Here is a 24371-nt window from a genome sequence, read left to right as displayed (position 1 = left end):
AGGTTGAGAAGCATATAGAGCAACAGAAGCTTTTGTTAATGTTTCGTTTTCATATATTTCTTTAAATGTTCTATACCATTCTAAATTTACCATAACTATTATATTATTAATACAAAGGTATAATTTGTATTATTTTTATTATAGTAAATATAGCTTTAATTTTGTTCCAAGTAAAATAAAAAACAAATGAAAAACATTTTTATAATTAATGGAAGTCACCCATTTGCACATTCAGGTGGAAGGTTTAATGAAACACTTTTCAATAAAACTATTTCATATTTTGATATGCTTGAGGGATTTAAGGTGAAATTTACTCAAGTAGGCGAAAATTATGATGTAAAAGAAGAAGTTGAAAAATTTAAATGGGCAGATTTGGTAATTTATCATACTCCAATTTGGTGGTTTCAAATACCGTTTGGATTCAAAAAATATATAGATGAAGTTTTTACGGAAGGTCATCAAAATGGAATTTATGCAAGTGATGGCAGAAGTAGCAAAAATCCAAACATCAATTATGGCACTGGTGGTTTAATGCACGGAAAAAAATACATACTTACTACAAGTTGGAATGCACCTAAAACCGCATTTACTTTAGAAAATGAATTTTTTAATCAAAAAAATGTAGATGAAGGTGCCATGTTTGGCTTTCACAAAATGAACGCTTTTATAGAAATGGACTTATTAGCAACTCATCATTTTTATGATATGGAAAAAAATGCAGATGTTCCGTTTGAATTGAATAATTACCGTGTTTTTTTAGATGATTTAATGATACACCTATAAATGAGCTATTGGTTCCGTAAATCTAGTACTACTTGTATGTATTAGGCACTGGCTTTTCTCATTTTAATTGATTTTCTACCATTTTTTCTAGTTCTTTTTGTTTAAAATCAAACCAAGATTGCCGAAACTCAGATTGGTCAATTGTATTCTTAAAATTCTGAAATGGTTTTATATTTCCTAAAACAACTTGTAATTTTAACTTAAAGTTTTGATCGTTTAATTGCTCTGCAAATCGTTCCAATATTTTAAAAGATTGGAAACTTTTGGGTATTTCAATTTTTATAAATCCTGAGTTATTTCGATTTATCTTTTCAAAATCTTTGCGCAGCATTTCTTTGACTTCTTCATCGTCTGGTACTTCTAAAAAATTGGGAATTGCTATAATTTCATTTGTTTTTAAATGATAATAACAATCATTCCCACAATCCAATTCTTGAGCAATTTCTCTAATGATATTCTGCTTTAAATTACCCATAAAAACAACCGTGTTTGTCTTCCTTTATAACTGCAATAATTTTCTCTAAATGAGTAGATTCTGGAAATGGTTTGTAAAGCTCCCATTTTCCACTTGCTCGCATCCAATATAAATTCCATTCTTTTCTAGCTTTAAAATGTTTAATTTTTGCAAACTCAATTTGTTGCTTTTTTTCTGGATCATTCCATTCAGGTCTAATCTCAAATAATATTACAATTTTTCCATCATAAGAATATCCAATATCTACTTGTTTTCGAATTTCATGGTTTTCTGGACGCAACGATTCTACATATTTTTGTATTGTAGATTCATTGATGTCAATTATTTTGGTTTTCATTCAGTTATGAGTTTTTTTGCTTTTGCTCAATTACTTAATAAACTGAATTGTTAACGGATAAGAAGGCGGCTCGTTATTACTTGCTTTTATAGCATTTACAATAGGAAAAATTAAGTAAAAGAAACCAATTGCTATTATCCCTAAAATTCCTAATCCAAGCAACAAAATTAGCGGAATACAAATTAAAATATAGATAAACATAGATATTCTAAAATTAATAATTGCCTTACCATGCAAATCCATATCTTTTACGTCGTCTTTTTTTGTTAACCATAAAACTAGAGGTACTATAAAGCCACCAATACCAGTAACAAAATCTAACAGTTGGCTTAAATGTGTTAAAACGAGTAATTGTTTATCTTCTTTCATTGTTTGAGTTTATGGTTGTTGTACTTATAAGTAACAAAATTAGCTATTTTGTTACATTATATTGGTTGAATATTTCTAAAAATAACAATATATCACTTCTGCTCGGCATTTGAGTTAATATGTACACTATATGAGCAAACCCAAACTACGTTTCTAAATTATCTTTGTAATGTAATTAATATTAACATTTAAAACCATCATTAAAATTATGGATTATTTAAACATAAACAATCAAAAAATATTACCAGTTGTAACAGAATTAAACGTGTTATTGGCAGACTATCATGTATATTATCAAAAATTAAGAAACTTTCATTGGAACATTTTAGGGAAAAATTTCTTTGATTTGCACAATAAGTTTGAAGAAATGTACAATGATACTAGAGGTAAAATTGATGAAGTTGCTGAACGAATTGTAACGTTAAAATACCACCCAATTAGCAAATTATCTGATTATATTGAAGTATCAAAAATAAAAGAATCAACCCCCTTGTTATCTGATGACGAAATGGTGACAGAAATTATTAGTGACCATAAAATTATCTTAGAGCAATTGAGTAAAATTGTAGATAAAGCAGAAAAAGCAAAAGACGAAGGTACTATCGATTTGATGGGCGCATACATTAGAGAGTTAGAAAAATCTACTTGGATGTTAAATGCTTGGGCAAAAGACACCAAAGAAGAATTAAATTCAAGTTTTGTAAAATAATAAATTAAGTTACAAAATTCTAGAATAATATTTTACTAAAATGGGGCTGTCTTAAAAGAAGTAAAATTGTCATTTCCATTATAATACGAAAACCTTATATACTGTAAATTAATAGTATATGTTTTATAATGATAACTCAATTCACTTTTCAGATAGCCTCATCTTATCAACTTCTAAAAAAAACGTCGTATAAAACATGAATAAAGTATTGGACAAACTATTACTATGGAAAGAAATTTTTATAGAAAACATTCCTAACATAGCAATTGCATTATTAGTACTTGTTATTGCATACTTTAGTTCGCGTTGGATTAGTACGCTTGTCAATAAGGCAATAGGAGGTAAAATAAAACAAGAGTCTGTAAAAAATTTAGTATCAAGAATTGCATCCGCAGTTATTTTTCTCTTAGGATTGTATTTTGCGATGACCATTTTAAAGTTCGATGATACTTTAAAAACTATTGTTTCTGCAGCCGGAGTTTCTGGTATTGTAGTAGGTTTGGCTTTACAAGGCACGCTTTCTAATACCATTTCTGGTATTGTTTTATCCTTTAGAAAAAATTTAAATATTGGAAATTGGGTAGAAACTAATGATTTTGCAGGCGAAGTTATAGACATTAATTTAAACTATTTTGTAATTAAAGAAGCGGATAATAACAAAGTGGTTATCCCTAATAAAATGATTTTAGAGAGCCCTTTTAAAAATTATTCGTTAACCTCAAAAATGAGAATTGCTATAGAATGTGGTGTTGCCTACGGATCTGATTTAGAAAAAGTAGAACAATTGACTAAACAAACTATTGCAGATAATTTCAATCAACAAAAATTAGAAAAAGAAGTAGAGTTTTTTTACACCGAATTTGGTGACAGTTCTATAAACTTTTTATGTAGGTTTTGGGTAAATTCTAAAAATGCATTAGAAAAACTAAAAGCCAAGAGTAATGCCATTATAAAAATTAAACAAGCTTTTGATAAAGAAGGCATTACAATTCCGTTCCCAATGAGAACTTTAGAGTTTGTAGATAATAATAAATTAAATGTCAAAGAAATTGTAAACCAACAAAATGCTTCAAATTAATTAAGAAATAAAGAATTCCCCCATGAGTTCTTTATAGGCTCAGCACAATTATGTGTTGGGCTTTTTTTATATTCTGATAAAATCTTTATGTATTTTTGCAACATGATTAAAAACGATACAATTATAGCTTTAGCAACTCCTTCTGGTGTTGGAGCAATTGCTGTTATTAGGCTTTCTGGCGAAAATGCAATTACAATTGCTGATGCTTTTTTTAAATCGATAAAAAAAGGAAAATCATTAACAAATCAGAAATCGCACACCATTCATTTAGGTCATATTGTTGATAAGAGTATTGTTTTAGATCAAGTTTTGGTATCTGTTTTTAAAAATCCTAATTCGTATACTGGCGAAAATGTGGTAGAAATTTCTTGCCATGGATCAAGTTTTATTCAGCAAGAAATTATACAATTGTTTCTAAAAAATGGTTGTAGAATGGCTGATAATGGAGAGTTTACCATGCGTGCTTTTTTAAATGGCAAAATGGATTTAAGTCAGGCAGAAGCTGTAGCAGATGTTATTGCTTCGAATTCAGCAGCAAGTCATCAAATGGCAATTCAGCAAATGCGTGGTGGAATTACAAACGAACTTAAAGAATTAAGAGGTCAGTTATTAGATTTTGCTGCATTAATAGAATTAGAACTCGATTTTTCTGGAGAAGATGTAGAGTTTGCTGATAGAACTCGTTTTAAAGAATTGGTAGCAAAAATTACCTTTGTTTTAAAACGTTTAATTGATAGTTTTTCTTTTGGTAATGCCATGAAAAACGGAATTCCTGTAGCCATAATTGGCGAACCTAATGTTGGGAAATCTACTTTATTAAATGCACTTTTAAACGAAGAAAAAGCCATTGTTTCTGATATTGCTGGTACTACAAGAGATGCCATAGAAGACGAACTAATTATAGAAGGTGTTGCTTTTCGATTTATAGATACTGCTGGTATTAGAGAAACCAAAGACGTTGTAGAAAACATTGGTATTAAAAAAGCCTATGAAAAGGCAGAAAATGCGCAGCTGATTATTTTTATTATTGACGCTAGAACAGAAAAAAAAGCACAAAGACAAAAAGAGATCCTTTCCATAAAAGAGCGTTTTCCAAATAAGCGTTTGTTAGTTATTGCCAATAAAATCGATTTGATTTCTGATGATGAAAAAGCTGCGTTAGAATTAGAAATTGAAAATTTAATTCCTCTTTCTGCAAAAAATAAAACGGGTATAGACGAACTTAAAAACGAATTAACATCATTAGTTAATATTGGTGCTTTAAGCAATAACGAAACGATTGTTACCAACTCTCGCCATTTCGAAGCTTTGAATAATGCTTTAATAGCGATTACTTCTGTACAACAAGGTATTGATTTAGAAATTTCTACGGATTTATTTTCTATTGATATTCGTGAATGTTTGCGTCATTTAGGTGCAATTACTGGAGATTATGATGTAGATAAAGATATCTTAGGGCATATTTTCTCTAACTTTTGTATTGGAAAGTAATTACACCTCCTCTTTTTCACACAACTAGTTGTTTTTCTTCACCTTAACAAACACAATCTTCCTTTATCTGTAGTAAATCTGTTCTTTTTTAACTAAATTTGTTGTATAATTGTTGCCTTATTTCATTATTTGTTGCCCAAACTCATAAATGAAAATACACAGTGAAAATCATGCACCATAATGCTACCTATTGACCCATAAGGCTACTTAATGTGACAAAAAAATGAGTAGTAACATATTTCTTTTAAAAAATTGCCAGCAACGCAATAAGACATTTACAGCTCGAACAATTGTTACAAAATATTGTGGTAGTTCTTGTAGTAAAAAAGCTTAGAAACTTAGAAAAGAGCTGAAAAAATATAAATATCAAGCAACAGAAAGTGCTCTCCATTTTTTCTATAGAAGTATTTTTAACCCGATAAAGGTACTTATAAAGTTACAGATATGCTCCTAGTATTATCTGCATAAGTAGGTCAATTTAGCAGCATTTGCAGAAAATCTTTAATATAACAAAACTTAACAATTACCATCTAATATTTTGAATTGGTAACTAAATTATGATACATATTTTCAAAACACTCCCTATCAAATACTGAAGATTAATTATAGTTTTTACAAAACAAAATAACAAGTTGTTAAAATTTTATACCTTTGCAAATAGATATGAAGCAGTTTTTCCATAAAATAATGTCTTTAGTAATGGCTTTTGTAGTGTTATTCTCTACAATGTCATTTACTGTGAATATGCATTATTGCGGAGATACGTTAGTAGAAACTGCTATTTTTCATAAAGCCAAAGGGTGCGGAATGGAAATGGAAAAGCCTTCAACCGAAGGATGTTCTATTACCAAGAAAAATTGTTGTGATGATAAACAATTAGCAATTGAAGGTCAAGACGAACTGCAATTGCAAGTTGACAAAATCACGTTTGAGCAACAAGTATTCATCGCTTCATTTGTTTATACTTACATTAACCTTTTTGAAGGTTTAGACAGTAATGTATCTACCTACGAAGAATACAAACCACCACTCGTCATAAGGCAACTCTACAAGATTGACGAGACATACTTAATTTGATTTTTAAACAATAGACTCTTTTATCCTATGACTGCAATGTCGTAAGGATAATTTACTGTATTCGGTGTTTTTACAACACTATTGTCTAATTGTTTAAAATCAATCATATGCTAAATAAAAGCATCAAATTTTTAATAGAAAACAAACTCGTTGCAGTTTTACTACTTGTCCTTTTTATTGGATGGGGAACTGTTAACGCACCTTTTAATTGGGATACAGGATTTTTACCAAGCGATCCTGTAGCAGTAGATGCTATCCCCGATATTGGTGAAAATCAACAAATCGTATTTACCAAGTGGGATGGTCGTTCCCCACAAGATATAGAAGACCAAATAACCTATCCATTAACCACTTCATTATTGGGTATTCCAGGAGTAAAAACCATTCGTAGTTCCTCTATGTTTGGATTTTCAAGTATCTATATCATTTTTGAAGAGGATATAGAGTTTTACTGGAGTAGAAGTCGTATTCTCGAAAAACTTAATTCCTTACCAAGTGGTTTATTACCTGATGGTGTGAATCCTGCTTTAGGTCCAGATGCCACAGGATTAGGACAAATATTTTGGTACACACTTGAAGGTCGTGATGAAAACGGTAATGTAACAGGTGGTTGGGATTTACACGAATTACGTAGTATTCAAGATTACTATGTTAAATATGCCTTGTCCTCTGCAAGCGGTGTTTCTGAAGTTGCATCAATTGGTGGATATGTTCAGGAGTATCAAGTGGATGTAAATCCAGAACTAATGCGTCAGTATAATATTGGATTACATCACGTTGTAAAAGCAGTTAAGGAAAGCAATAAAGACATTGGCGCACAGACATTGGAAATTAATCAAGCCGAATATTTAGTTCGTGGTTTGGGGTATGTAAAATCCATTTCAGACATCGAAAATGCAGTAGTCACTTCAGAAGATTATACTTCAATAAGGATAAAGGATATTGGTAAAGTTTCATTAGGTCCTGCAACTCGACGTGGTTTATTGGATAAAGAAGGTGCTGAAGTTGTTGGTGCTGTTGTGGTGGCTCGTTATGGAGCAAACCCAATGGAAGTTATCAATAACGTTAAAGAAAAAATTAGCGAGTTAAGTTCAGGGTTACCTACAAAAGTTTTAGCAGATGGTAGAACTTCACAAGTCACAATTGTTCCTTTTTACGATAGAACAGAATTAATTCAAGAAACTTTAGGCACATTAAATGAGGCTTTAACATTAGAGATTTTAATAACAATCTTAGTTATTGTGATTATGGTTTTTAATCTACGAGCTTCAATTTTAATATCAGGTCTGCTTCCTGTTGCTGTTTTATTGGTGTTTATTGCAATGAAAATTTTCAATGTTGATGCAAATATTGTAGCACTTTCTGGTATTGCTATTGCCATTGGAACAATGGTTGATGTTGGCGTCATACTTTCAGAGAACATCATTCGTCACCTAGATGAAGATGATGGAAAACTACCAATAAACACAGTGGTTTATAATGCAACCGCAGAAGTTTCTGGAGCAATTATTACTGCAGTTATGACCACGATTATCAGTTTCATACCTGTATTTACAATGATTGGTGCAGAAGGTAAATTATTCAGACCCTTAGCGTTTACAAAAACCTTTGCTTTAACAGCTTCTATAATTGTTGCTTTATTTTTAATCCCACCTTTTGCAGCGTTTTTATTCAGAAAGAAAACTGTTAAAAAAAGTTTCGGATACATTATTAATACGGTTTTAATTTTATCAGGTATTATAGGTGTTATTTACAGTTATTGGTTAGGAATCATCTTAATAGGTTTTGGAATTACAGGTGTATTAAAACTTCAAAACAAAATAAATGAGAAGAGAGCAAACCTTTTAAATATTATCATTTCAGTTTCTGCAATTGTAATGCTGTTAGCAGAATATTGGAGACCATTAGGAGTTGATAAAAGTATCTTTTGGAACTTGATTTTTGTAAGTATTATTTGTTTTGGCTTATTAGGTGTTTTCTCATTATTCATAAAGTTTTATACTCGTATTTTAAAATGGTGTTTAGATCATAAATTATTATTCTTATCTGTTCCTACTGCTATTGTAATTTCAGGTGTTTTCATTATGAAAAATACTGGTAAAGAATTTATGCCATCATTAAATGAAGGTTCATTTCTTTTAATGCCAACTTCAATGCCTCATTCTGGTGTTGAAGAGAATAAAAGGGTATTGCAACAATTAGATATGGCAGTTGCCAGTATTCCAGAGATTAAAACAGTTGTTGGAAAATCCGGGAGAACTGAATCTGCTTTAGACCCTGCTCCTTTATCAATGTATGAAAATGTGATTCAATACAAATCAGAATACACATTAAATGAAAACGGAAAAAGACAACGATTTAAAGTAAATGATGAAGGTTTATTCGCATTAAAAAATGGTCAATTCATCGCAAATCCAAACAATTCTGAGAATACCATTTTCAGTAACATTAAAAAAACACAACTGATTGAAGATGATGATGGTGAATTTTACAGAAACTGGCGTCCAGAAATTGAAACACCTGACGATATTTGGAAAGAAATCGTAAGAGTAACAAAACTCCCTGGTGTTACCTCAGCACCAAAACTTCAACCAATTGAAACACGTTTGGTAATGTTACAAACAGGTATGCGTGCACCAATGGGAATAAAAGTAAAGGGACAAGATTTAAAACAAATTGAAGCTTTTGGTATTCAATTGGAAGAAATTTTAAAACAAGCTGAAGGTGTGAAACAAGAAGCTGTTTTTGCAGATAGAATTGTGGGTAAACCTTATTTACTGATAGATATCGATAGAGAAAAAATTGCGAGGTATGGTATTTCAATTCAAGATGTTCAAGATGTTTTAAAAGTAGCTGTTGGTGGTATGGTCTTAACCCAAACTGTTGAAGGTAGAGAACGTTATGGCATCCGTGTTAGATATCCAAGAGAACTACGTAATAATCCAAACGACTTAAAGCAGATTTATATACCAGTTGCAAAAGGAAGTTCTGTTCCATTAAGTGAATTAGCAAGTATTCGATACGAACAAGGACCACAAGTAATTAAAAGTGAAGACACCTTTTTAGTTGGCTATGTCTTATTTGATAAATTAGATGGCTTTGCTGAAGTAAACGTGGTTGAAAATGCACAATCTCTTATTCAAGAAAAGATTGATAATGGAGAATTAATTGTGCCAAAAGGTATTAACTACCAATTTACAGGAACATACGAAAATCAGTTGCGAGCCGAAAAAACCTTGTCGGTTGTTGTGCCTTTAGCATTAGCAATTATTTTCTTAATTCTGTATTTCCAATTCCGTTCTGTAGGTACGTCATTAATGGTATTCACAGGTATTGCAGTAGCATTTGCAGGTGGTTTTATTATGATTTGGTTGTATGGTCAAGGATGGTTTTTAAACTTTAATTTCTTTGGCGAAAATCTACGTGATTTATTCCAAATACACCCAATTAATTTAAGTGTTGCAGTCTGGGTAGGGTTTATTGCACTATTCGGAATTGCAACCGATGATGGTGTAGTTATGGCAACCTATTTAACTCAAACATTCGGTAGAAATACACCGGAAAACAAAAAACAGGTTAGAGCATCAGTTGTTGAAGCTGGTGAAAAACGAATCAGACCGTGTTTAATGACTACAGCTACGACCATTTTAGCATTATTACCAGTATTAACCTCTACAGGTCGAGGAAGCGATATAATGATACCTATGGCAATACCAAGTTTTGGTGGAATGCTTATAGCCTTAATCACTTTGTTTGTTGTACCAGTATTGTATAGCTGGAAAGCAGAAGTTCAACTTAAAAGAACATCAAAATGAAATATAAATCAATACAAATAAAAATCGTCTTGGCTCTTGGCTCTTGTTTCTTGAGTCTTTTTGCGAACGCTCAACAATTAGAAACATTAATTGATGAAGCGTTGGAAAACAATCCAGAAATTCAAAAGTTTGAGTTACAATACAAAAGAGCTTCCGAAAAGGTAAACGAGGTCAACACCATTCCTAATACCGAATTTGGTGTTGGTTATTTTGTGAGTGAGCCAGAAACACGAACAGGTGCACAACGCTTTAAAGTATCTGCTAAACAAATGTTACCGTGGTTTGGGACTATTACTTCGAGAGAAAATTACGTGAGTTCATTGGCAGATGCTAAATACGAAGACATTGTCATCGCAAAGCGAAAACTAATGGCTTCGGTATCACAATCCTATTATAATCTATACGCTAACAAGGCAAAGCAAGAGGTTTTAACTGAAAACATCAAACTATTAGAAACTTATGAAACGTTGGCATTAACTTCTGTAGAGGTTGGTAAAGCATCCGCAGTAGATGTGTTGCGATTGCAAATGCGTCAGAACGAAATGCAACAATTAAAAGATGTATTGCAACAACAGTTTTTAGCAGAACAAACTAACTTCAATAATCTATTGAATAGAGATAATGATGTTACCGTGAATGTGGTAGATAGTTTAATGATACCTTCAGAAGACTTTGATATTACTTTTGAAAAATTAGTATTACATCCTGAATTACTAAAATTTGATAAACTCTATCAATCCATAGAGCAATCAGAATTATTGAATCAAAAAGAAAGCAGTCCAATGATTGGTTTTGGATTAGATTATATCAATGTGGCTAAAAGACCAAATATGGATTTCAGCGATAACGGAAAGGATATTGTAATGCCAATGGTTTCCGTATCTATCCCAATTTTCAATAAGAAATATAAATCCCAAACCAAACAAAATGAGTTGCAACAGCAGGAAATTACTGCTCAAAAACAGGAACGTTTAAATGCATTGGAAACGCTTTTAGACAAAGCGAATAACGAACGCATTTCTGCAAGAATAAGTTATGCTACCCAAACCAAAAACCTACAGCAAGCCAAAGATGCAGAAGACATTTTAATCAAAAGCTATGAAACAGGAACGATTGATTTTAATGATGTTTTGGATATTCAAAAGTTGCAGCTAAAGTTTCAAATGAACCAAATAGAATCTGTGAAGACCTACTATGTGCAAAGTACAATCATTAATTATTTAATTCAGTAAAACAATGACACACACATATCACATACACGGAATGACCTGTAACGGTTGTCGCAGTCACGTTGAGGAAACGCTCTCTAAAGTAGGAGGTGTTTCAAAAGCAACAGTCGATTTAGATAAGGCAGAAGCTAACATAGAAATGGAATCACATATTCCCATAGAAACATTTCAAGAAGCCTTAAAAAAGGATGGTGGTACATATAGCATTCATAAACAAGGTGAACACCATCAGCATTCAGAAGCTAAAAAGGAAAAGCAACCTAAAGGTACAGGCACATTTTATTGTCCTATGCATTGCGAAGGCGATAAAATCTATAACAAACCAGGTGATTGTCCTGTTTGCGGAATGGATTTGGTGGAAGAACAAAATCTATCAGCAACTTCAAAGGAACAATGGACGTGTCCTATGCATCCAGAAATTGTAAAAGAAGAAGCAGGTTCGTGTCCTATTTGTGGGATGGATTTAGTGCCAATGGAAGCAGATAGTTCAGCAGAGGAAAAAACGTATAAAAAGCTATTAAAGAAATTTTGGATTGCCACAGCATTTACCTTGCCCATTTTCTTAATGGCTATGAGCGAAATGCTTAATAACAATCCATTGTATAATATAATGGAACAGAAAAATTGGAACTGGATTCAGTTTGTTTTATCCATTCCAGTTGTCTTTTACGCTACGTGGATGTTCTTTGAACGTGCTTATAGAAGCATAAAAACGTGGAATCTCAATATGTTTACACTCATTGGAATCGGTGCAGGTGTGGCTTGGTTATTTAGTGTATTTGGGATGTTGTTTCCAGATGTATTTCCTGAACAATTTAAAACCGAGTCAGGTGCAGTTCACGTCTATTTTGAAGCAGCAACTGTGATTTTAACGTTAGTGCTTTTAGGTCAATTGTTAGAAGCTCGTGCACATAGTAAAACCAATTCGGCAGTAAAAGAACTGTTAAAATTAGCACCTAACAAAGCCATAAAAATAGTAGATGGCGAAGAAGTTGAAGTCAGTATTGACGAGATAGAACTTAATGATATTCTAAAAGTGAAACCAGGCGATAAAATTCCTGTGGATGGTGTGATAACTGAAGGCGAAACAACTATTGACGAATCTATGATTACAGGAGAACCTATTCCTGTAAACAAATCTCAAGATGATAAAGTAAGTAGCGGAACCATTAATGGGAATCAATCCTTTTTAATGAAAGCAGAAAAGGTAGGAAGTGACACTTTATTATCACAAATCATTCATATGGTTAATGATGCCAGTAGAAGTCGTGCACCTATTCAAAATTTAGCAGATAAAGTTTCAGGCTATTTTGTGCCAGTTGTAGTTCTTATTTCTATTATCACATTTATTGTATGGTCTATTTGGGGACCAGAACCTGCATACGTCTATGCGTTGGTCAATGCAATTGCAGTTCTCATCATTGCTTGTCCTTGTGCTTTAGGTTTAGCAACACCAATGTCTGTAATGGTTGGTGTGGGTAAAGGTGCTCAAAATGGTGTATTGATTAAAAATGCTGAAGCTCTTGAAAAAATGGATAAGGTAAATACGCTTATCATTGACAAGACAGGAACAATTACCGAAGGAAAACCAACAGTTGAAACCGTTGGAGCTTTTAATGATGCTTTAAACAAAAATGAGCTACTTCAATACATCGTTTCATTAAATACCAATAGTGAACATCCTTTGGCAGAAGCGACAGTTAAATATGGAAAGGAACATAAAGCTGAAATAATAAAATCTGAAAACTTTAGTGCTGTTACAGGAAAAGGTGTTGAAGCTAAAATTGATGGAAAAAATGTAGCATTAGGTAATCCTAAAATGATGGAATATGCTAAAGCGGATATTACTTCTAAAATGAAAGACGAAGCTAAATCTTACCAAAAACAGGGTAAAACAGTTTCTTATTTGTCAATAGATGAAACCGTTGTTGGGTATGTAGTTATAGGAGATAAAATAAAAGAAACAAGTGCTAAAGCGATTATAGCACTTCAAGATAAAGGCATTGATGTGATAATGCTTACAGGTGATAATCACGATACTGCAAAAGCAGTAGCATCAGAATTAAATTTGGCAGATTTTAAAGCCAGTATGTTACCAGAGGACAAACTCAAAGAAGTTGAGAAATTACAAAAAAACGGAAGAGTAGTTGCTATGGCAGGTGATGGTATTAACGATGCACCAGCATTGGCTAAAAGCGATGTTGGTATTGCTATGGGAACAGGAACAGATGTAGCGATAGAAAGTGCTATGATAACTTTAGTAAAAGGCGATTTACACGGTATTGTAAAAGCAAAAAATTTGAGTAATGCTGTAATGAAGAACATTAAGCAAAACCTATTTTTTGCACTTATCTACAACACTTTAGGTGTACCTATTGCAGCAGGTGTGTTGTTTCCATTCTTCGGAATACTACTCTCGCCAATGATAGCAGCTTTAGCAATGAGTTTTAGCTCTGTTTCGGTAATAGGTAACGCATTACGATTAAGAACAAAAAACATTTAATTATATGCAGAAAACAGTTTTCAAAATATCAAAAATGGATTGTCCTTCTGAAGAAAATCTAATTAAGATGAAGCTATCTGATATAGATGGTATCAAACAACTTGATTTTAATTTAGAAGAAAGAATCTTAACACTATATCATAATTCAAATGTAAATGAAATTGGTAATGCCTTAAATGAATTAAAATTAAATGAAAGTTTAATCAGTTCAGAAGATACAGACACAATTATTACTGAATCTACAAGGAGTCAATCCAAACTGTTGTGGACAGTTCTAATCATCAATTTTGCATTTTTTATTATTGAAATGAGTACAGGACTTATTTCAAAATCAATGGGATTAGTTGCTGATAGTTTAGATATGTTGGCAGATTCATTTGTTTATGGATTGAGTTTAATAGCGGTTGGTGGTACAGTTTTAAAAAAGAAACGTATTGCAAAATATGCAGGCTATTTTCAGATAACACTTGCAATTATCGGAATCGTTGAGGTAATACGTCGGTTTTTAGGCTATGAATCGCTACCTGTATTTTCAACAATGATTATCGTTTCAGTATTTGCTTTGATTGCAAATGGCATTTGCTTGTACCTCTTACAAAAATCTAAAAGTCAAGAAGCACATATGCGTGCCAGTATGATTTTTACCTCTAATGATATTATAATAAATCTTGGCGTAATTACAGCAGGCGTTTTAGTCAATTGGCTGCATTCTGGTATTCCAGATTTAATTATAGGAATCATTGTATTTGGATTGGTGATACAAGGTGCATTCAGGATATTAAAATTAAGTAAGTAAAAAGTTTAACTATAAAATTAAAAAATATGGAAAATTCAAAAGAACACTCAAACAAAGGAAATTACAAAACCTTCTTTATAATGTTGGCTTGCTCATTTGTAGCAATGTACATCACAATGTATTTAAACACCTATTCCATAGACCACGTATGGTTTAGTTTAACACGATTCTATATGTCTTGTTTAGGAATTTCAACAATGGCAGTTATAATGTGGTTTTTTATGCGAAAAATGTATAATGATAAAAAGAAGAATATCGCCATACTCGCAGGTAGTTTTATTCTGTTTGTTGGTGCATTAGGGTTGGTAAGAACACAAGCACCCATTATTGGTGATGTCCTTTGGATGAAAGCAATGATACCACATCATTCTATCGCTATTTTAACAAGTGAAAGAGCAGATATTCAAGACCCAGAAGTTAAAAAATTAGCAGAAGACATTATAAAAGCACAACGTAAAGAAATAGAAGAAATGAAAGCAATGATAAAACGATTAGAGAATGAAAAATAATAAAATAGTCATATATATTGGCATACTCGTAGTAGGTGTGTTATTGGGTTGGTTGCTTTTTGGTGGCTCGACAAATGAAGAAATAGACCATAATCACGATGCGGTTGCAGCAACCAATCAAATGTGGACGTGTTCTATGCATCCACAGATTATGCAACCAGAGCCAGGCGACTGCCCCATTTGTGGTATGGATTTAATTCCTGCGGAAAGCGGAAGTGATGGCTTAATGGCAGACCAATTTAAACTAACAGAAAATGCGATGGCATTAGCCAATATTCAAACAACTGTTGTAGGCAAGGGAAATGTTGAAGGCAACACCATAAAGTTATCTGGTAAAATTGCTGAAAACGAAGAAGCCAATGCAGTACAGGTAAGTTATTTCGCTGGAAGAATTGAACGTTTGAATGTGAGTTTTACAGGCGAAGAAGTTCGTAAAGGTCAATTATTGGCAACCATTTATTCGCCAGAACTCTATGCAGCACAACAAGAATTAATCACAGCAGCTTCTTTAAAAGAATCTCAACCTGCTTTATACAAAGCAGTCCGTAATAAATTGAAATTATGGAAACTCTCTGAAAATCAAATCAATCAGATTGAAGAAACAGGAAAGGTGAAAGAAAACTTTCCTGTTTATGCAACCGTTTCGGGTACTGTTACAGAAAAATTGGTAGAGCAAGGCGATTACATCAAACAAGGACAACCCTTATTAAAAATTGCCAATCTCAACACAGTTTGGGGAAATTTTGATGTGTATGAAAATCAGATTGACCGCTTTAAAAAAGGACAGGAAGTGATGATAACAACCAATGCTTATCCTAATAAAGAATTTAAAGGTAAAGTAGATTTTATTGACCCCGTTTTAAATACCAAAACAAGAACTGTAACCTTACGTGTTGTTTTAAATAATAAAGATGATGTATTTAAACCAGGAATGTTTGTAACCGCAAATATTGAAGGCAGTACAGCTAAAAATGACGAGGTATTAACAATTCCTACATCTGCTGTGTTATGGACAGGTGAGCGTTCTGTGGTGTACCTTAAAACAAATCCAGACCAACCTATTTTTGAAATGCGTGAAATTAAATTAGGCAATCAAATTGGTAATGAATATGAAGTTGTAGAAGGTTTATTTGTTGGAAATGAAATAGTGACTAACGGAACATTTACGGTTGATGCAGCAGCACAATTACAAGGCAAAAAGTCTATGATGAATAAAGATGGTGGTAAAGTAATGACTGGACACGAAGGTCATTTAGGTATGGATAACAATGCATCTAACAAAGAAAGTGACCACACTAATATGAATGAGCGTTTGGAAGTATCAGAGAAATTTCAAGAGCAGTTAAATAGTGTTTACAATGCGTATATCAATTTAAAAGATGCTTTAGTAAAAGAAGATTCAATAAGTACTTCAGCAAACGCAACAACTTTATTAAATAAATTGAACAAAGTAGATATGAAATTGTTGTCAGATAATAAGGCGCATAACCATTGGATGTCATTAGAAGGCGAAATAAAATCTTCTGCAACTTCAATTTCTGAAACGTCCGATATAAAATCACAAAGAGACCATTTTAAACATTTATCATCACATCTAATCAATGCTGTACAACTATTTGGTATCAATGAAAAGGTCTATGTAGAATTTTGTCCAATGGCAGATAACAATAATGGTGCTTATTGGTTAAGCAAAGAAGAAAAAGTAATCAATCCATATTTTGGCGAAGCAATGCTAACCTGTGGTGAAGTAAAACAAGTAATAGAATAATAAATCAAGTAATAACAATTAAATTTTAAACAATGAATTTTTCAAAGAAAAATCACGAACACAAAAACAAAAATGTAATCGACGTGAGTAAAAAAGTAATTTTAAGTGTAGCTGTAATAGCAGCATTAGGTTTAACAAGTTGTAAAAACGAAACCAAAAAAGAAACAGAAACCACAACTACTGAAATGTCAAAAGATATGGCAATGACAGACCTGTCTTTTGGTGTAAGAGGAAATTGCGGAATGTGTAAAAACACTATCGAAAAAGCAGCTAACGGTGTTGAAGGTGTTGCAAGTGCTAATTGGGATGTCGATAAAAAGAAGATTGATGTGTCTTTTGATGATACAAAAACAGATGCAATGGCAATCCATAAAGCAATCGCAGCTTCAGGATATGATACCGAAAAAGTAGCTGGTGATGAAGAAGCATATGATGGTTTACCAGGGTGTTGTAAGTACGACCACGAAATGATGATGAATCAATCAGGTGAAACAAAAAGTGATGACCATTCAAATCACGACCATTAAACCAATAACGAAAGAGTCTTTTTCGGAAGGCTCTTTTTTATTCCCCACACCCCAAAACCCAGTCGATTTTAAAAAAGGTCGTGCATTTTGTGTTGTGCATTTTTCTAAAGAAAAATCAAAAATAGAACGAACCAATCATTTGTAAAGCATCTAACTAACAAAGAGGTGTTGTTTGTAAATTGTTAATAATTAACTCTATGAGTATAAAATGCATTCAAATAGAAGTCTTATCTTTGTTATTGTACAATGCCAACAGTTCTTAAGTTTTACAAACAAAAATATTCTTAAGAATTGTTATAAACTTTAGTTTTAGGTAGATTTCACCGAAATTAAAATAATTGACCACTACAAACCATTATAATTTACCATATCGTATTGCGTAAAACTTTATAACCTCGATGTTATAAGGTTTTTTTTATGCTTTTTAGGTAGATTTGCATCAAGATGCGACTAAAATTGCGTCTTGACGCGATAAAAATTGCCTCCTGATGCGACTAAAATTGCGTCAAGAGGCATGTCTAAACAAGTAAAGAGGAATTTTAAGCCGAAAAAAATGCATTTTTTCAGTTCATTTTATCAAAAAAGTTGAATTTTAAAAATAAGTTATCAACCAAAATACTTATTTATAAACAATGTACCCGTAAAGCATACTTTTTTCTGCGCGTAAATTATATGTAATGTAAAAGCCATTTTGTATTCATAAAGCTGAAAAATAACTATAGATTGCTATGGTTTTAAAATATAGGTTTGATTTAAAAATCACTCTTTATCCATTTCTAAATTTTATTAGCTATGCAACAAATGTGTTTTCAGCAATATTCAATAGCATCACTATTTGGTTTTTAAGTCAATACAAATCTGTAAACCTCTATAAAATAAGTGTCTAATGGCAAAATCACCTTAAATCCTTAAGAGTATCCTTTTAAAAAACGTTTGACTCAGTTTCTTTTACGCTTTTACCTTAAATACTTTTCTTAAAATGTCATCCATTAAACACCATTTGGTTATTGCAGATTGTAATAGGTTTGCACCTACAAAAGCGGTAAACCACAACCAATTGATATGTACTGTTACTGCAAGAATTACACTTAACAAAATAAATGTTCCGGCTATGGCTCTAATCATTTGTTCTCTTTTCATTTTATTTATGATTTTTACGTTCAATTAAATAATATACTAATGGCACAACCAACAAGGTTAATATGGTTGCTGTGATGGTACCTCCCATTAAAGAAATGGCTAATCCTTGAAAAATAGGATCGAAAATGATGACAAACGCACCAATTACAACTGTACCCGCTGTTAATAAAATAGGTGTGGTTCTTACAGCTCCAGCTTCAATAACGGCTTGTTTTAAGGGTGCCCCTTCTTCTAATCTTAAATTGATAAAATCGATAAGCAATACAGAGTTTCTAACCATAATACCTGCTAAAGCAATCATTCCTATAAATGAAGTTGCTGTAAAATAGGCATCCATCATCCAATGCCCAACAATAATACCTACCATAGATAAAGGTATGGCCACCATCATAACAATTGGCGCTTTAAAGTTTTGAAACCAACCTACAATTAAAATGTAAATTAAAATGATTGCACCACCAAAAGCAGTACCTAAATCTTTAAAAACTTCTAAAGTGATCTGCCATTCACCATCCCATTTTATGGTATAGTCATCCTCATATTTAGGTTGATTTAAATACGATTCATTCAATTCATAGCCTTTAGGCAATTCAATTTCCTTTAGTTTTTTATCCATTCCTAAAATAGCATATGCAGGACTCTCTAATTCACCAGCCATTTCTGCAGTTACATACACCACACGTTTTTGATTTTTACGATAAATACTTTTGGCGCTCGTTTTTTCTGTAACATCAACCACATCACCCAAAGAAATCATGGTGCCTTGTTGCGATTTTATTTTAAGTTGTAAAATATCTTGTACAGAAGATTTTTCTTTTTCATCTAAAGCCAAGACCAAACCAATTTGATTGGCAGCATTTTCATTATACAAGGTAGTAATTTCTTGATTTGACAATGCCAAATACATGGTATGTGTAACTTGTTTTGGAGCAACTCCATATAACATCGCTTTTTGTTTGTCAACTACAAATTCAAATTCTGTTTGGTTGTCTTCAACCATCCAATCAATATCTACAACATCATCGGTTTGCTGTAAAATACTTTTAATACTATTTGCAATAGCCATTTGCTTTTTATAATCTGGCCCATACACCTCAGCTACAATTGTAGATAATACTGGCGGTCCTGGTGGTACTTCTACTAATTTTACATTTGCGCCAAAGGATGCCCCAATTTTTTGAATGTCAGCTCGCATTGACTTTACGATATTATGGCTTTGTGCACTTCTGTTGTGCTTATCTGTTAAATTTACCTGAATATCAGCCATATGATTGCCTGCACGCAAATCGTAATGCCTAACCAAACCATTAAAGGTTATGGGTGCAGAAGTACCTATATAATTTTGATAATTCACCACCTCTGGTCTATCAGATAAATATTGAGCTATTTCTTTGGTAACTGTAGCTGTTCGCTCTAAAGTGGTACCTTCTGGCATATCAATTACTACCTGAAACTCGTTTTTGTTATCAAAAGGCAACATTTTTACAGCTACAGATTTTGTAAAAAACATACTTAAAGACCCTAATAACAAGAGCGTTGTAATCCCTAAAAAGCTCCATCTTTTTACGCTACTTTCTAATAAAGGTTTTTCTAGCTTTTCATAAATTCTATAAATTGCGGTTTGCTGAGGCGCTTTATTTTCTTCTTCAATGAATGAATTCTCTGACTTCTTTTCTTTTTCTCGTAAAAAAATGAATCCTAAATAAGGCGTAATAGTTAAAGCAACAAATAATGATAAAATCATAGCTATTGATGCGCCTATTGGCATTGGGCTCATATAAGGCCCCATTAAACCAGATACAAATGCCATGGGTAATACTGATGCAATAACCGTAAAAGTTGCTAAAATTGTTGGATTCCCAACTTCATTTATCGCAAATAATGCTGCTTCCTTAAAGGGGAGTTTTTTCATTTTAAAATGACGGTGCATATTTTCTGCAATAATAATAGAGTCGTCTACAACAATACCTGTTACAAATACTAGCGCAAATAGTGTAATTCTATTCAACGTATAATCTAGCATATAATAGCTTAATAAGGTTAAAGCAAAAGTAATAGGAACTGATAAAAACACTACCAAACCACCTCTCCAGCCCATAGCCAACATCACCACTAAAGTTACTGCAATAATGGCTCCTATAAGGTGCATTAATAATTCTGATACTTTTTGCGAAGCAGTTTCACCATAGTTTCTGGTAATTTCTACATGTACATCATCAGGAATTAAGTTGGTTCGCAAATGTGATATTTTATCTAAAATAACATCAGAAATTTGCATGGCATCTGCTCCTTTTCTTTTGGCAATTGAAATGGTTACTGCAGGATACTCCGATTTATAACTGGTACTTTTTGGGCTTGCTTTACCAAAACCTAAACTCACATAATTTTTAGATATTTCTGGGCCATCTATAATTGTAGCCACTTGTTTTAAATAAACAGGATTGTTTTGCTGTACACCAACTACTAAGTTTTCTACATCGTGCTTACTTTCTAAAAACTTACCTGTAGTAACCAAAAACTGGTTATCATTTTTATTAAAACTTCCAGCACTCATTTGTTGATTATTGGCTTTCACCATTTCAGCAACCGCTAAAAAATCTAGTCCGCTAGAAGCTAGTTTATCCTTATCTAAAACTACTCTTAATGCTCTATTTCTACCACCAATTTGGTGTGTAATGGCAACATCATTAATCTTTTCTATTTCGTTGGTAAGTTCTTGGGCAAGTTGTTTTAATTGATAGTCATCATAATTCTCGCTCCATAAAGTTAACCCCAACATTGGCACATCATCAATAGCACGTGTTTTAATTAATGGTAAGGTTACGCCCTTTGGCATAATATCCATGTGCTTGTTAATTTCGTTATACAATTTTACATAAGAACGCTCAATATCTTCGCCTACATAAAACTGAACAATTACCATTGCTTTCTCTTTCATAGAGGTTGAATACACGTATTCTACCCCTTTAATGTTAGAGATTAACTTTTCTAAAGGTTTAACTACTCGTGTTTCAACTTCTTTAGGACTTGCTCCTGGATACCCCACAAAAATATCTGCCATAGGCACATCTATTTGCGGTTCTTCTTCTCTGGGGATTAAAAAGGAACTATACACACCAATGATCATAAATACAATCATAAGCAGCACAGTAAGCTTTGAGCCTATAAATCCTTTGGCTATTTTTCCTGCTAAACCTTCTTTCATTTTCTTAATTTCTTAATTTTCAACTTTTATATTCGCACCATTATATAGTTTACCATTGGCAAAATAAATGTACTCCTCTCCCATTGTTAAACCAGACAATACCTCTACTTTATCTCCAAAATCTCTACCCAATCGCAACCATCTTAACAAGGCTGTATTGCTTTTACTTACAGTATATATCCCTTGTAGTTCGCCTTTTTTAACCAATGCTTTTTTAAGAATTAAAACGGTATTTGAGGCATGATCTGTTTTATGAATAGGAAACTGAACTGTAGCAAACATGCCCGATAAAATTTGAATATCTGTATCATTTAACTGCACTTTTACCAAATATTGTGAACCTGTATTTTTAGATGAACTACTGATTTCAACAACTTTACCTTGAATGGTTTCTTGAAGAGATTTTACAACAACTGCTACTGCTGTTCCTTTTGATATTTTGGAAATTTCGCTTTCAGGAACCATTGTAATTACTTCAAAGCCAGTGTTTTCTTCCACAGAAATAAGTGACACTCCTGGGTTTGCCATAGTTCCTTTATCTACATAAAGATTGGTTATAACCCCAGAAAATGGCGAGCGAATATTGGTATAAGTAAATTGTGCCATTACTTCTTTTTTCATTTGTTCAGCAGCTTCTACATTTGCCTTTGCCATCTCATAGTTGGCGCTCATATCATCCATTTCTTTTTGAGAAATACTATTTTGTGCTATTAGGTTTTTATAGCGCTTAAAATCTCTTTCTGCATTTTTTAAACCCGTTTTTACTTTGATGATATTAGCTTCAATTTGTGCTTTTTTTGCTTGTAAATCTGCATTGTTTACAGAAAGTAGCAATTGCCCTTTTTGCACTTTATCACCTACTTTTACATTTACATTATCAATAAAACCCATTATTCTTGTGCTTAAATCGGCACTATTTATAGCCTGTACTTTACCGTTTGTAGCAACAAATGAATTCGCAGTATTGCCTTTAACTGCATTAACTTTTACAAGAATTGGAGTTTCGTTTTTTTGTGATTTATTTTCTACTTTATCACTATTACAACTTGTAAGAAACAAAACAGTTAGGCCTAAAATTAATTTTGTAATATTTTTCATGGTTTAATTTTTCTTGATTAGAAATTGTAAATATGCGTTTGTATAATTGTATTGATATATGGTTTGATGGTACTCTAATTCTTTTTGAACAAACATGGTTTCTGCGAGTAATACATCAGCTGTTTTCTCTAAGCCTTCTTTAAATCTGTTGGTTTTAATGGTTAACATTTCTTGTGATTGTACCAAGCTTAATTTTTTAAGAGTTATTTGTTTTTGTAAATCTGCTAACTTTCGTTTGGTTTTATTTAAATTGAGCTGACTCTTGGTTTTATATTGTTGATACTCTAACTTCGATTTTTCAAATGAAGCTTTGCTTTGTTGTTGTTTTGCAAACCTTTTGGCGCCTTTAAAAATATCCCAACTTAATTGTGCCCCAATAATATAACCATCTGCACTACTGCTAAATGCATTATTATCATACAATTGATAGCTACCAAATGCGTTTAATCTTGGTAAAAAACCAACCTTATTCGCATTGTGCATTTCTTTGTGAGCATCAACTGCTAATTCCATTGCTTTAACATCTGCACGATTCTCAGATAATTGTGCATCATTTAAAAGATTTGCTTTTTTTACATGTAAACTATCTGTTGGTTTAAAAACAACATCTTGCGTTGTATTCATTAAAAAAGACAAATAATCTGAAATGTTTTTGACATTACTTTTAGCAATTTGCAAAGAGTTTTCAATTTCATTTGCGTAAACCTCTACTTCTAACACATCAGAACGTTTTAAAAAACCTTGTTTAAAATGATTGTTTGCAATTTGCTTGTTGGCATTTGCAGTTTGCAATGATTTCTCTAAAACAGCTACACTTTTATACGCCAATTGCAAATCCATATACGATTTTTTTGCTCCTAGAATTACATGCTCTTTAGCTCTTTGGCTTTGCAGATACGTAGCCTCTTTTTGTATTTTTGATGCTTTTCTTTGGTACATTCCATCCATATTAAATAAAGGTTGTTTTACCTCTATTACAGTAGCAAAGTTTTGAGTTTGAGATGGGTTGTTTAACAAGGCAGGATTAAAATCTGACTGTGTTAAAATTTCTTGATTTAGTTTAGAGCCAAAAGCCATTAAAGGATTTGTAGTTACAATACCCGTATGTGAAGCTGTTACACTAGGCAAAAAAATAGCGTTTGTTTCTTTAAAATTTGCTTTCGCTTTGGCGTAGTTTTGCTCAGAAATTTTAAGAAATATATTTTGCTCTTTTATAGTTTCTATGAGTTTATTTTGAGTAAGTTCAACTACTTGTTGCGCAAAAGTAGATTCAACTAACCCTGCCAAGACAATACATATTATTAAATTTATTCTTTTCATCATTATAAATTATATGTGCAAAAATAGTTTGGCGATTTCATGTATAGCGTAACTATTGTTACACAACAAAAACCGCTTACAACCCATACAAAAGGTTTATAATGAAGTGTAAATATTTAGAAAGCATTAAAAAACAGTTGCA

At 32.3% G+C, this 24371-nt stretch carries 20 protein-coding genes; 13 read left to right on the top strand and 7 right to left on the bottom strand.

Going from position 1 to position 24371, the window contains the following annotated elements; translation table 11 throughout:
- Window positions 1–186: 186 nt before the first annotated feature.
- Window positions 187–783 (top strand): NAD(P)H-dependent oxidoreductase, encoded by a 597-nt coding sequence (locus ACW9UN_RS02550; RefSeq protein WP_459483590.1) that lies wholly within the window; start codon window positions 187–189, stop codon window positions 781–783.
- Between the two features lie 58 nt (window positions 784–841).
- Here ACW9UN_RS02550 and ACW9UN_RS02545 read toward each other — a convergent pair whose 3' ends face one another.
- From ACW9UN_RS02545 to ACW9UN_RS02535, 3 genes are read right to left on the bottom strand one after another with little or no spacing between them, the layout of a single operon-like run.
- Window positions 842–1258, bottom strand: a complete 417-nt coding sequence (locus tag ACW9UN_RS02545; RefSeq protein WP_459483588.1) for a UPF0158 family protein — start codon at window positions 1256–1258, stop codon at window positions 842–844.
- On the bottom strand, window positions 1251–1595 hold the full coding sequence (locus tag ACW9UN_RS02540; RefSeq protein ID WP_459483586.1) for a DUF3024 domain-containing protein: 345 nt from the start codon (window positions 1593–1595) through the stop codon (window positions 1251–1253). The genes ACW9UN_RS02545 and ACW9UN_RS02540 overlap by 8 nt, the downstream gene beginning before the upstream one ends.
- 30 nt (window positions 1596–1625) lie before the next feature.
- On the bottom strand, window positions 1626–1964 hold the full coding sequence (locus ACW9UN_RS02535) for a DUF4870 domain-containing protein (protein ID WP_459483584.1): 339 nt from the start codon (window positions 1962–1964) through the stop codon (window positions 1626–1628).
- Between the two features lie 208 nt (window positions 1965–2172).
- Here ACW9UN_RS02535 and ACW9UN_RS02530 point away from each other — a divergent pair, with 208 nt between their 5' ends.
- The 12 genes from ACW9UN_RS02530 to ACW9UN_RS02475 all read left to right on the top strand — a co-directional run bounded on the left by ACW9UN_RS02530 (window position 2173) and on the right by ACW9UN_RS02475 (window position 17611).
- The gene (locus ACW9UN_RS02530; RefSeq protein ID WP_459483582.1) at window positions 2173–2673 is read left to right on the top strand and encodes a Dps family protein; all 501 of its coding nucleotides are present in this window, start codon (window positions 2173–2175) and stop codon (window positions 2671–2673) included.
- A 196-nt stretch (window positions 2674–2869) separates the two neighbouring features.
- Entirely contained in the window at window positions 2870–3751 is an 882-nt protein-coding gene (locus ACW9UN_RS02525) for a mechanosensitive ion channel family protein (protein WP_459483580.1), read from the top strand.
- 102 nt (window positions 3752–3853) lie between these two features.
- On the top strand, window positions 3854–5242 hold the full coding sequence (mnmE, locus tag ACW9UN_RS02520; protein ID WP_459483578.1) for a tRNA uridine-5-carboxymethylaminomethyl(34) synthesis GTPase MnmE: 1389 nt from the start codon (window positions 3854–3856) through the stop codon (window positions 5240–5242).
- Window positions 5243–5905: 663 nt separating this feature from the next.
- Entirely contained in the window at window positions 5906–6319 is a 414-nt protein-coding gene (locus ACW9UN_RS02515) for an HYC_CC_PP family protein (protein WP_459483576.1), read from the top strand.
- A 107-nt stretch (window positions 6320–6426) separates the two neighbouring features.
- The gene (locus ACW9UN_RS02510) at window positions 6427–10134 is read left to right on the top strand and encodes an efflux RND transporter permease subunit (RefSeq protein ID WP_459483575.1); all 3708 of its coding nucleotides are present in this window, start codon (window positions 6427–6429) and stop codon (window positions 10132–10134) included.
- On the top strand, window positions 10131–11366 hold the full coding sequence (locus ACW9UN_RS02505; protein ID WP_459483573.1) for a TolC family protein: 1236 nt from the start codon (window positions 10131–10133) through the stop codon (window positions 11364–11366). The genes ACW9UN_RS02510 and ACW9UN_RS02505 overlap by 4 nt, the downstream gene beginning before the upstream one ends.
- Window positions 11367–11370: 4 nt before the next feature.
- The gene (locus ACW9UN_RS02500) at window positions 11371–13866 is read left to right on the top strand and encodes a heavy metal translocating P-type ATPase (RefSeq protein ID WP_459483571.1); all 2496 of its coding nucleotides are present in this window, start codon (window positions 11371–11373) and stop codon (window positions 13864–13866) included.
- Window positions 13867–13870: 4 nt separating this feature from the next.
- Window positions 13871–14662, top strand: a complete 792-nt coding sequence (locus ACW9UN_RS02495) for a cation efflux transmembrane domain-containing protein (protein WP_459483569.1) — start codon at window positions 13871–13873, stop codon at window positions 14660–14662.
- 26 nt (window positions 14663–14688) lie between these two features.
- Complete coding sequence (locus ACW9UN_RS02490) at window positions 14689–15171, top strand: DUF305 domain-containing protein (protein WP_459483568.1); 483 nt, start codon at window positions 14689–14691, stop codon at window positions 15169–15171.
- Complete coding sequence (locus ACW9UN_RS02485) at window positions 15161–16939, top strand: efflux RND transporter periplasmic adaptor subunit (protein WP_459483566.1); 1779 nt, start codon at window positions 15161–15163, stop codon at window positions 16937–16939. The genes ACW9UN_RS02490 and ACW9UN_RS02485 overlap by 11 nt, the downstream gene beginning before the upstream one ends.
- A gap of 32 nt (window positions 16940–16971) precedes the next feature.
- Window positions 16972–17466: a heavy-metal-associated domain-containing protein gene (locus ACW9UN_RS02480; protein WP_396601350.1), complete on the top strand. Its 495-nt coding sequence runs from the start codon at window positions 16972–16974 to the stop codon at window positions 17464–17466.
- A complete protein-coding gene (locus tag ACW9UN_RS02475; protein WP_459483565.1) occupies window positions 17441–17611 on the top strand; it encodes a hypothetical protein in 171 nt (56 codons plus the stop codon). Before ACW9UN_RS02480 ends, ACW9UN_RS02475 begins: the two co-directional genes overlap by 26 nt.
- Window positions 17612–18414: 803 nt before the next feature.
- Here ACW9UN_RS02475 and ACW9UN_RS02470 read toward each other — a convergent pair.
- From ACW9UN_RS02470 to ACW9UN_RS02455, 4 genes are read right to left on the bottom strand one after another with little or no spacing between them, the layout of a single operon-like run.
- On the bottom strand, window positions 18415–18606 hold the full coding sequence (locus ACW9UN_RS02470; protein ID WP_459483563.1) for a YgaP family membrane protein: 192 nt from the start codon (window positions 18604–18606) through the stop codon (window positions 18415–18417).
- 1 nt (window position 18607) lies between these two features.
- A complete protein-coding gene (locus ACW9UN_RS02465; protein WP_459483562.1) occupies window positions 18608–21811 on the bottom strand; it encodes an efflux RND transporter permease subunit in 3204 nt (1067 codons plus the stop codon).
- 12 nt (window positions 21812–21823) lie between these two features.
- Window positions 21824–22909, bottom strand: a complete 1086-nt coding sequence (locus ACW9UN_RS02460; protein WP_459483560.1) for an efflux RND transporter periplasmic adaptor subunit — start codon at window positions 22907–22909, stop codon at window positions 21824–21826.
- Window positions 22910–22912: 3 nt separating this feature from the next.
- Window positions 22913–24196, bottom strand: a complete 1284-nt coding sequence (locus tag ACW9UN_RS02455; protein ID WP_459483558.1) for a TolC family protein — start codon at window positions 24194–24196, stop codon at window positions 22913–22915.
- Window positions 24197–24371 lie beyond the last annotated feature (175 nt).

The sequence above is a fragment of the Polaribacter litoreus genome (genome assembly GCF_054584775.1).
This window is presented reverse-complemented; position numbering and strand designations above follow the sequence as displayed.

Excerpts from the sequence above, each read along its gene's own strand:
- ACW9UN_RS02550 (WP_459483590.1), top strand. The coding sequence starts at position 187 with ATGAAAAACATTTTTATAATTAATGGAAGTCACCCATTTGCACATTCA.
- ACW9UN_RS02545 (WP_459483588.1), bottom strand. The coding sequence starts at position 1,258 with ATGGGTAATTTAAAGCAGAATATCATTAGAGAAATTGCTCAAGAATTG.
- ACW9UN_RS02540 (WP_459483586.1), bottom strand. The coding sequence starts at position 1,595 with ATGAAAACCAAAATAATTGACATCAATGAATCTACAATACAAAAATAT.
- ACW9UN_RS02535 (WP_459483584.1), bottom strand. The coding sequence starts at position 1,964 with ATGAAAGAAGATAAACAATTACTCGTTTTAACACATTTAAGCCAACTG.
- ACW9UN_RS02530 (WP_459483582.1), top strand. The coding sequence starts at position 2,173 with ATGGATTATTTAAACATAAACAATCAAAAAATATTACCAGTTGTAACA.
- ACW9UN_RS02525 (WP_459483580.1), top strand. The coding sequence starts at position 2,870 with ATGAATAAAGTATTGGACAAACTATTACTATGGAAAGAAATTTTTATA.
- mnmE (WP_459483578.1), top strand. The coding sequence starts at position 3,854 with ATGATTAAAAACGATACAATTATAGCTTTAGCAACTCCTTCTGGTGTT.
- ACW9UN_RS02515 (WP_459483576.1), top strand. The coding sequence starts at position 5,906 with ATGAAGCAGTTTTTCCATAAAATAATGTCTTTAGTAATGGCTTTTGTA.
- ACW9UN_RS02510 (WP_459483575.1), top strand. The coding sequence starts at position 6,427 with ATGCTAAATAAAAGCATCAAATTTTTAATAGAAAACAAACTCGTTGCA.
- ACW9UN_RS02505 (WP_459483573.1), top strand. The coding sequence starts at position 10,131 with ATGAAATATAAATCAATACAAATAAAAATCGTCTTGGCTCTTGGCTCT.
- ACW9UN_RS02500 (WP_459483571.1), top strand. The coding sequence starts at position 11,371 with ATGACACACACATATCACATACACGGAATGACCTGTAACGGTTGTCGC.
- ACW9UN_RS02495 (WP_459483569.1), top strand. The coding sequence starts at position 13,871 with ATGCAGAAAACAGTTTTCAAAATATCAAAAATGGATTGTCCTTCTGAA.
- ACW9UN_RS02490 (WP_459483568.1), top strand. The coding sequence starts at position 14,689 with ATGGAAAATTCAAAAGAACACTCAAACAAAGGAAATTACAAAACCTTC.
- ACW9UN_RS02485 (WP_459483566.1), top strand. The coding sequence starts at position 15,161 with ATGAAAAATAATAAAATAGTCATATATATTGGCATACTCGTAGTAGGT.
- ACW9UN_RS02480 (WP_396601350.1), top strand. The coding sequence starts at position 16,972 with ATGAATTTTTCAAAGAAAAATCACGAACACAAAAACAAAAATGTAATC.
- ACW9UN_RS02475 (WP_459483565.1), top strand. The coding sequence starts at position 17,441 with ATGACCATTCAAATCACGACCATTAAACCAATAACGAAAGAGTCTTTT.
- ACW9UN_RS02470 (WP_459483563.1), bottom strand. The coding sequence starts at position 18,606 with ATGAAAAGAGAACAAATGATTAGAGCCATAGCCGGAACATTTATTTTG.
- ACW9UN_RS02465 (WP_459483562.1), bottom strand. The coding sequence starts at position 21,811 with ATGAAAGAAGGTTTAGCAGGAAAAATAGCCAAAGGATTTATAGGCTCA.
- ACW9UN_RS02460 (WP_459483560.1), bottom strand. The coding sequence starts at position 22,909 with ATGAAAAATATTACAAAATTAATTTTAGGCCTAACTGTTTTGTTTCTT.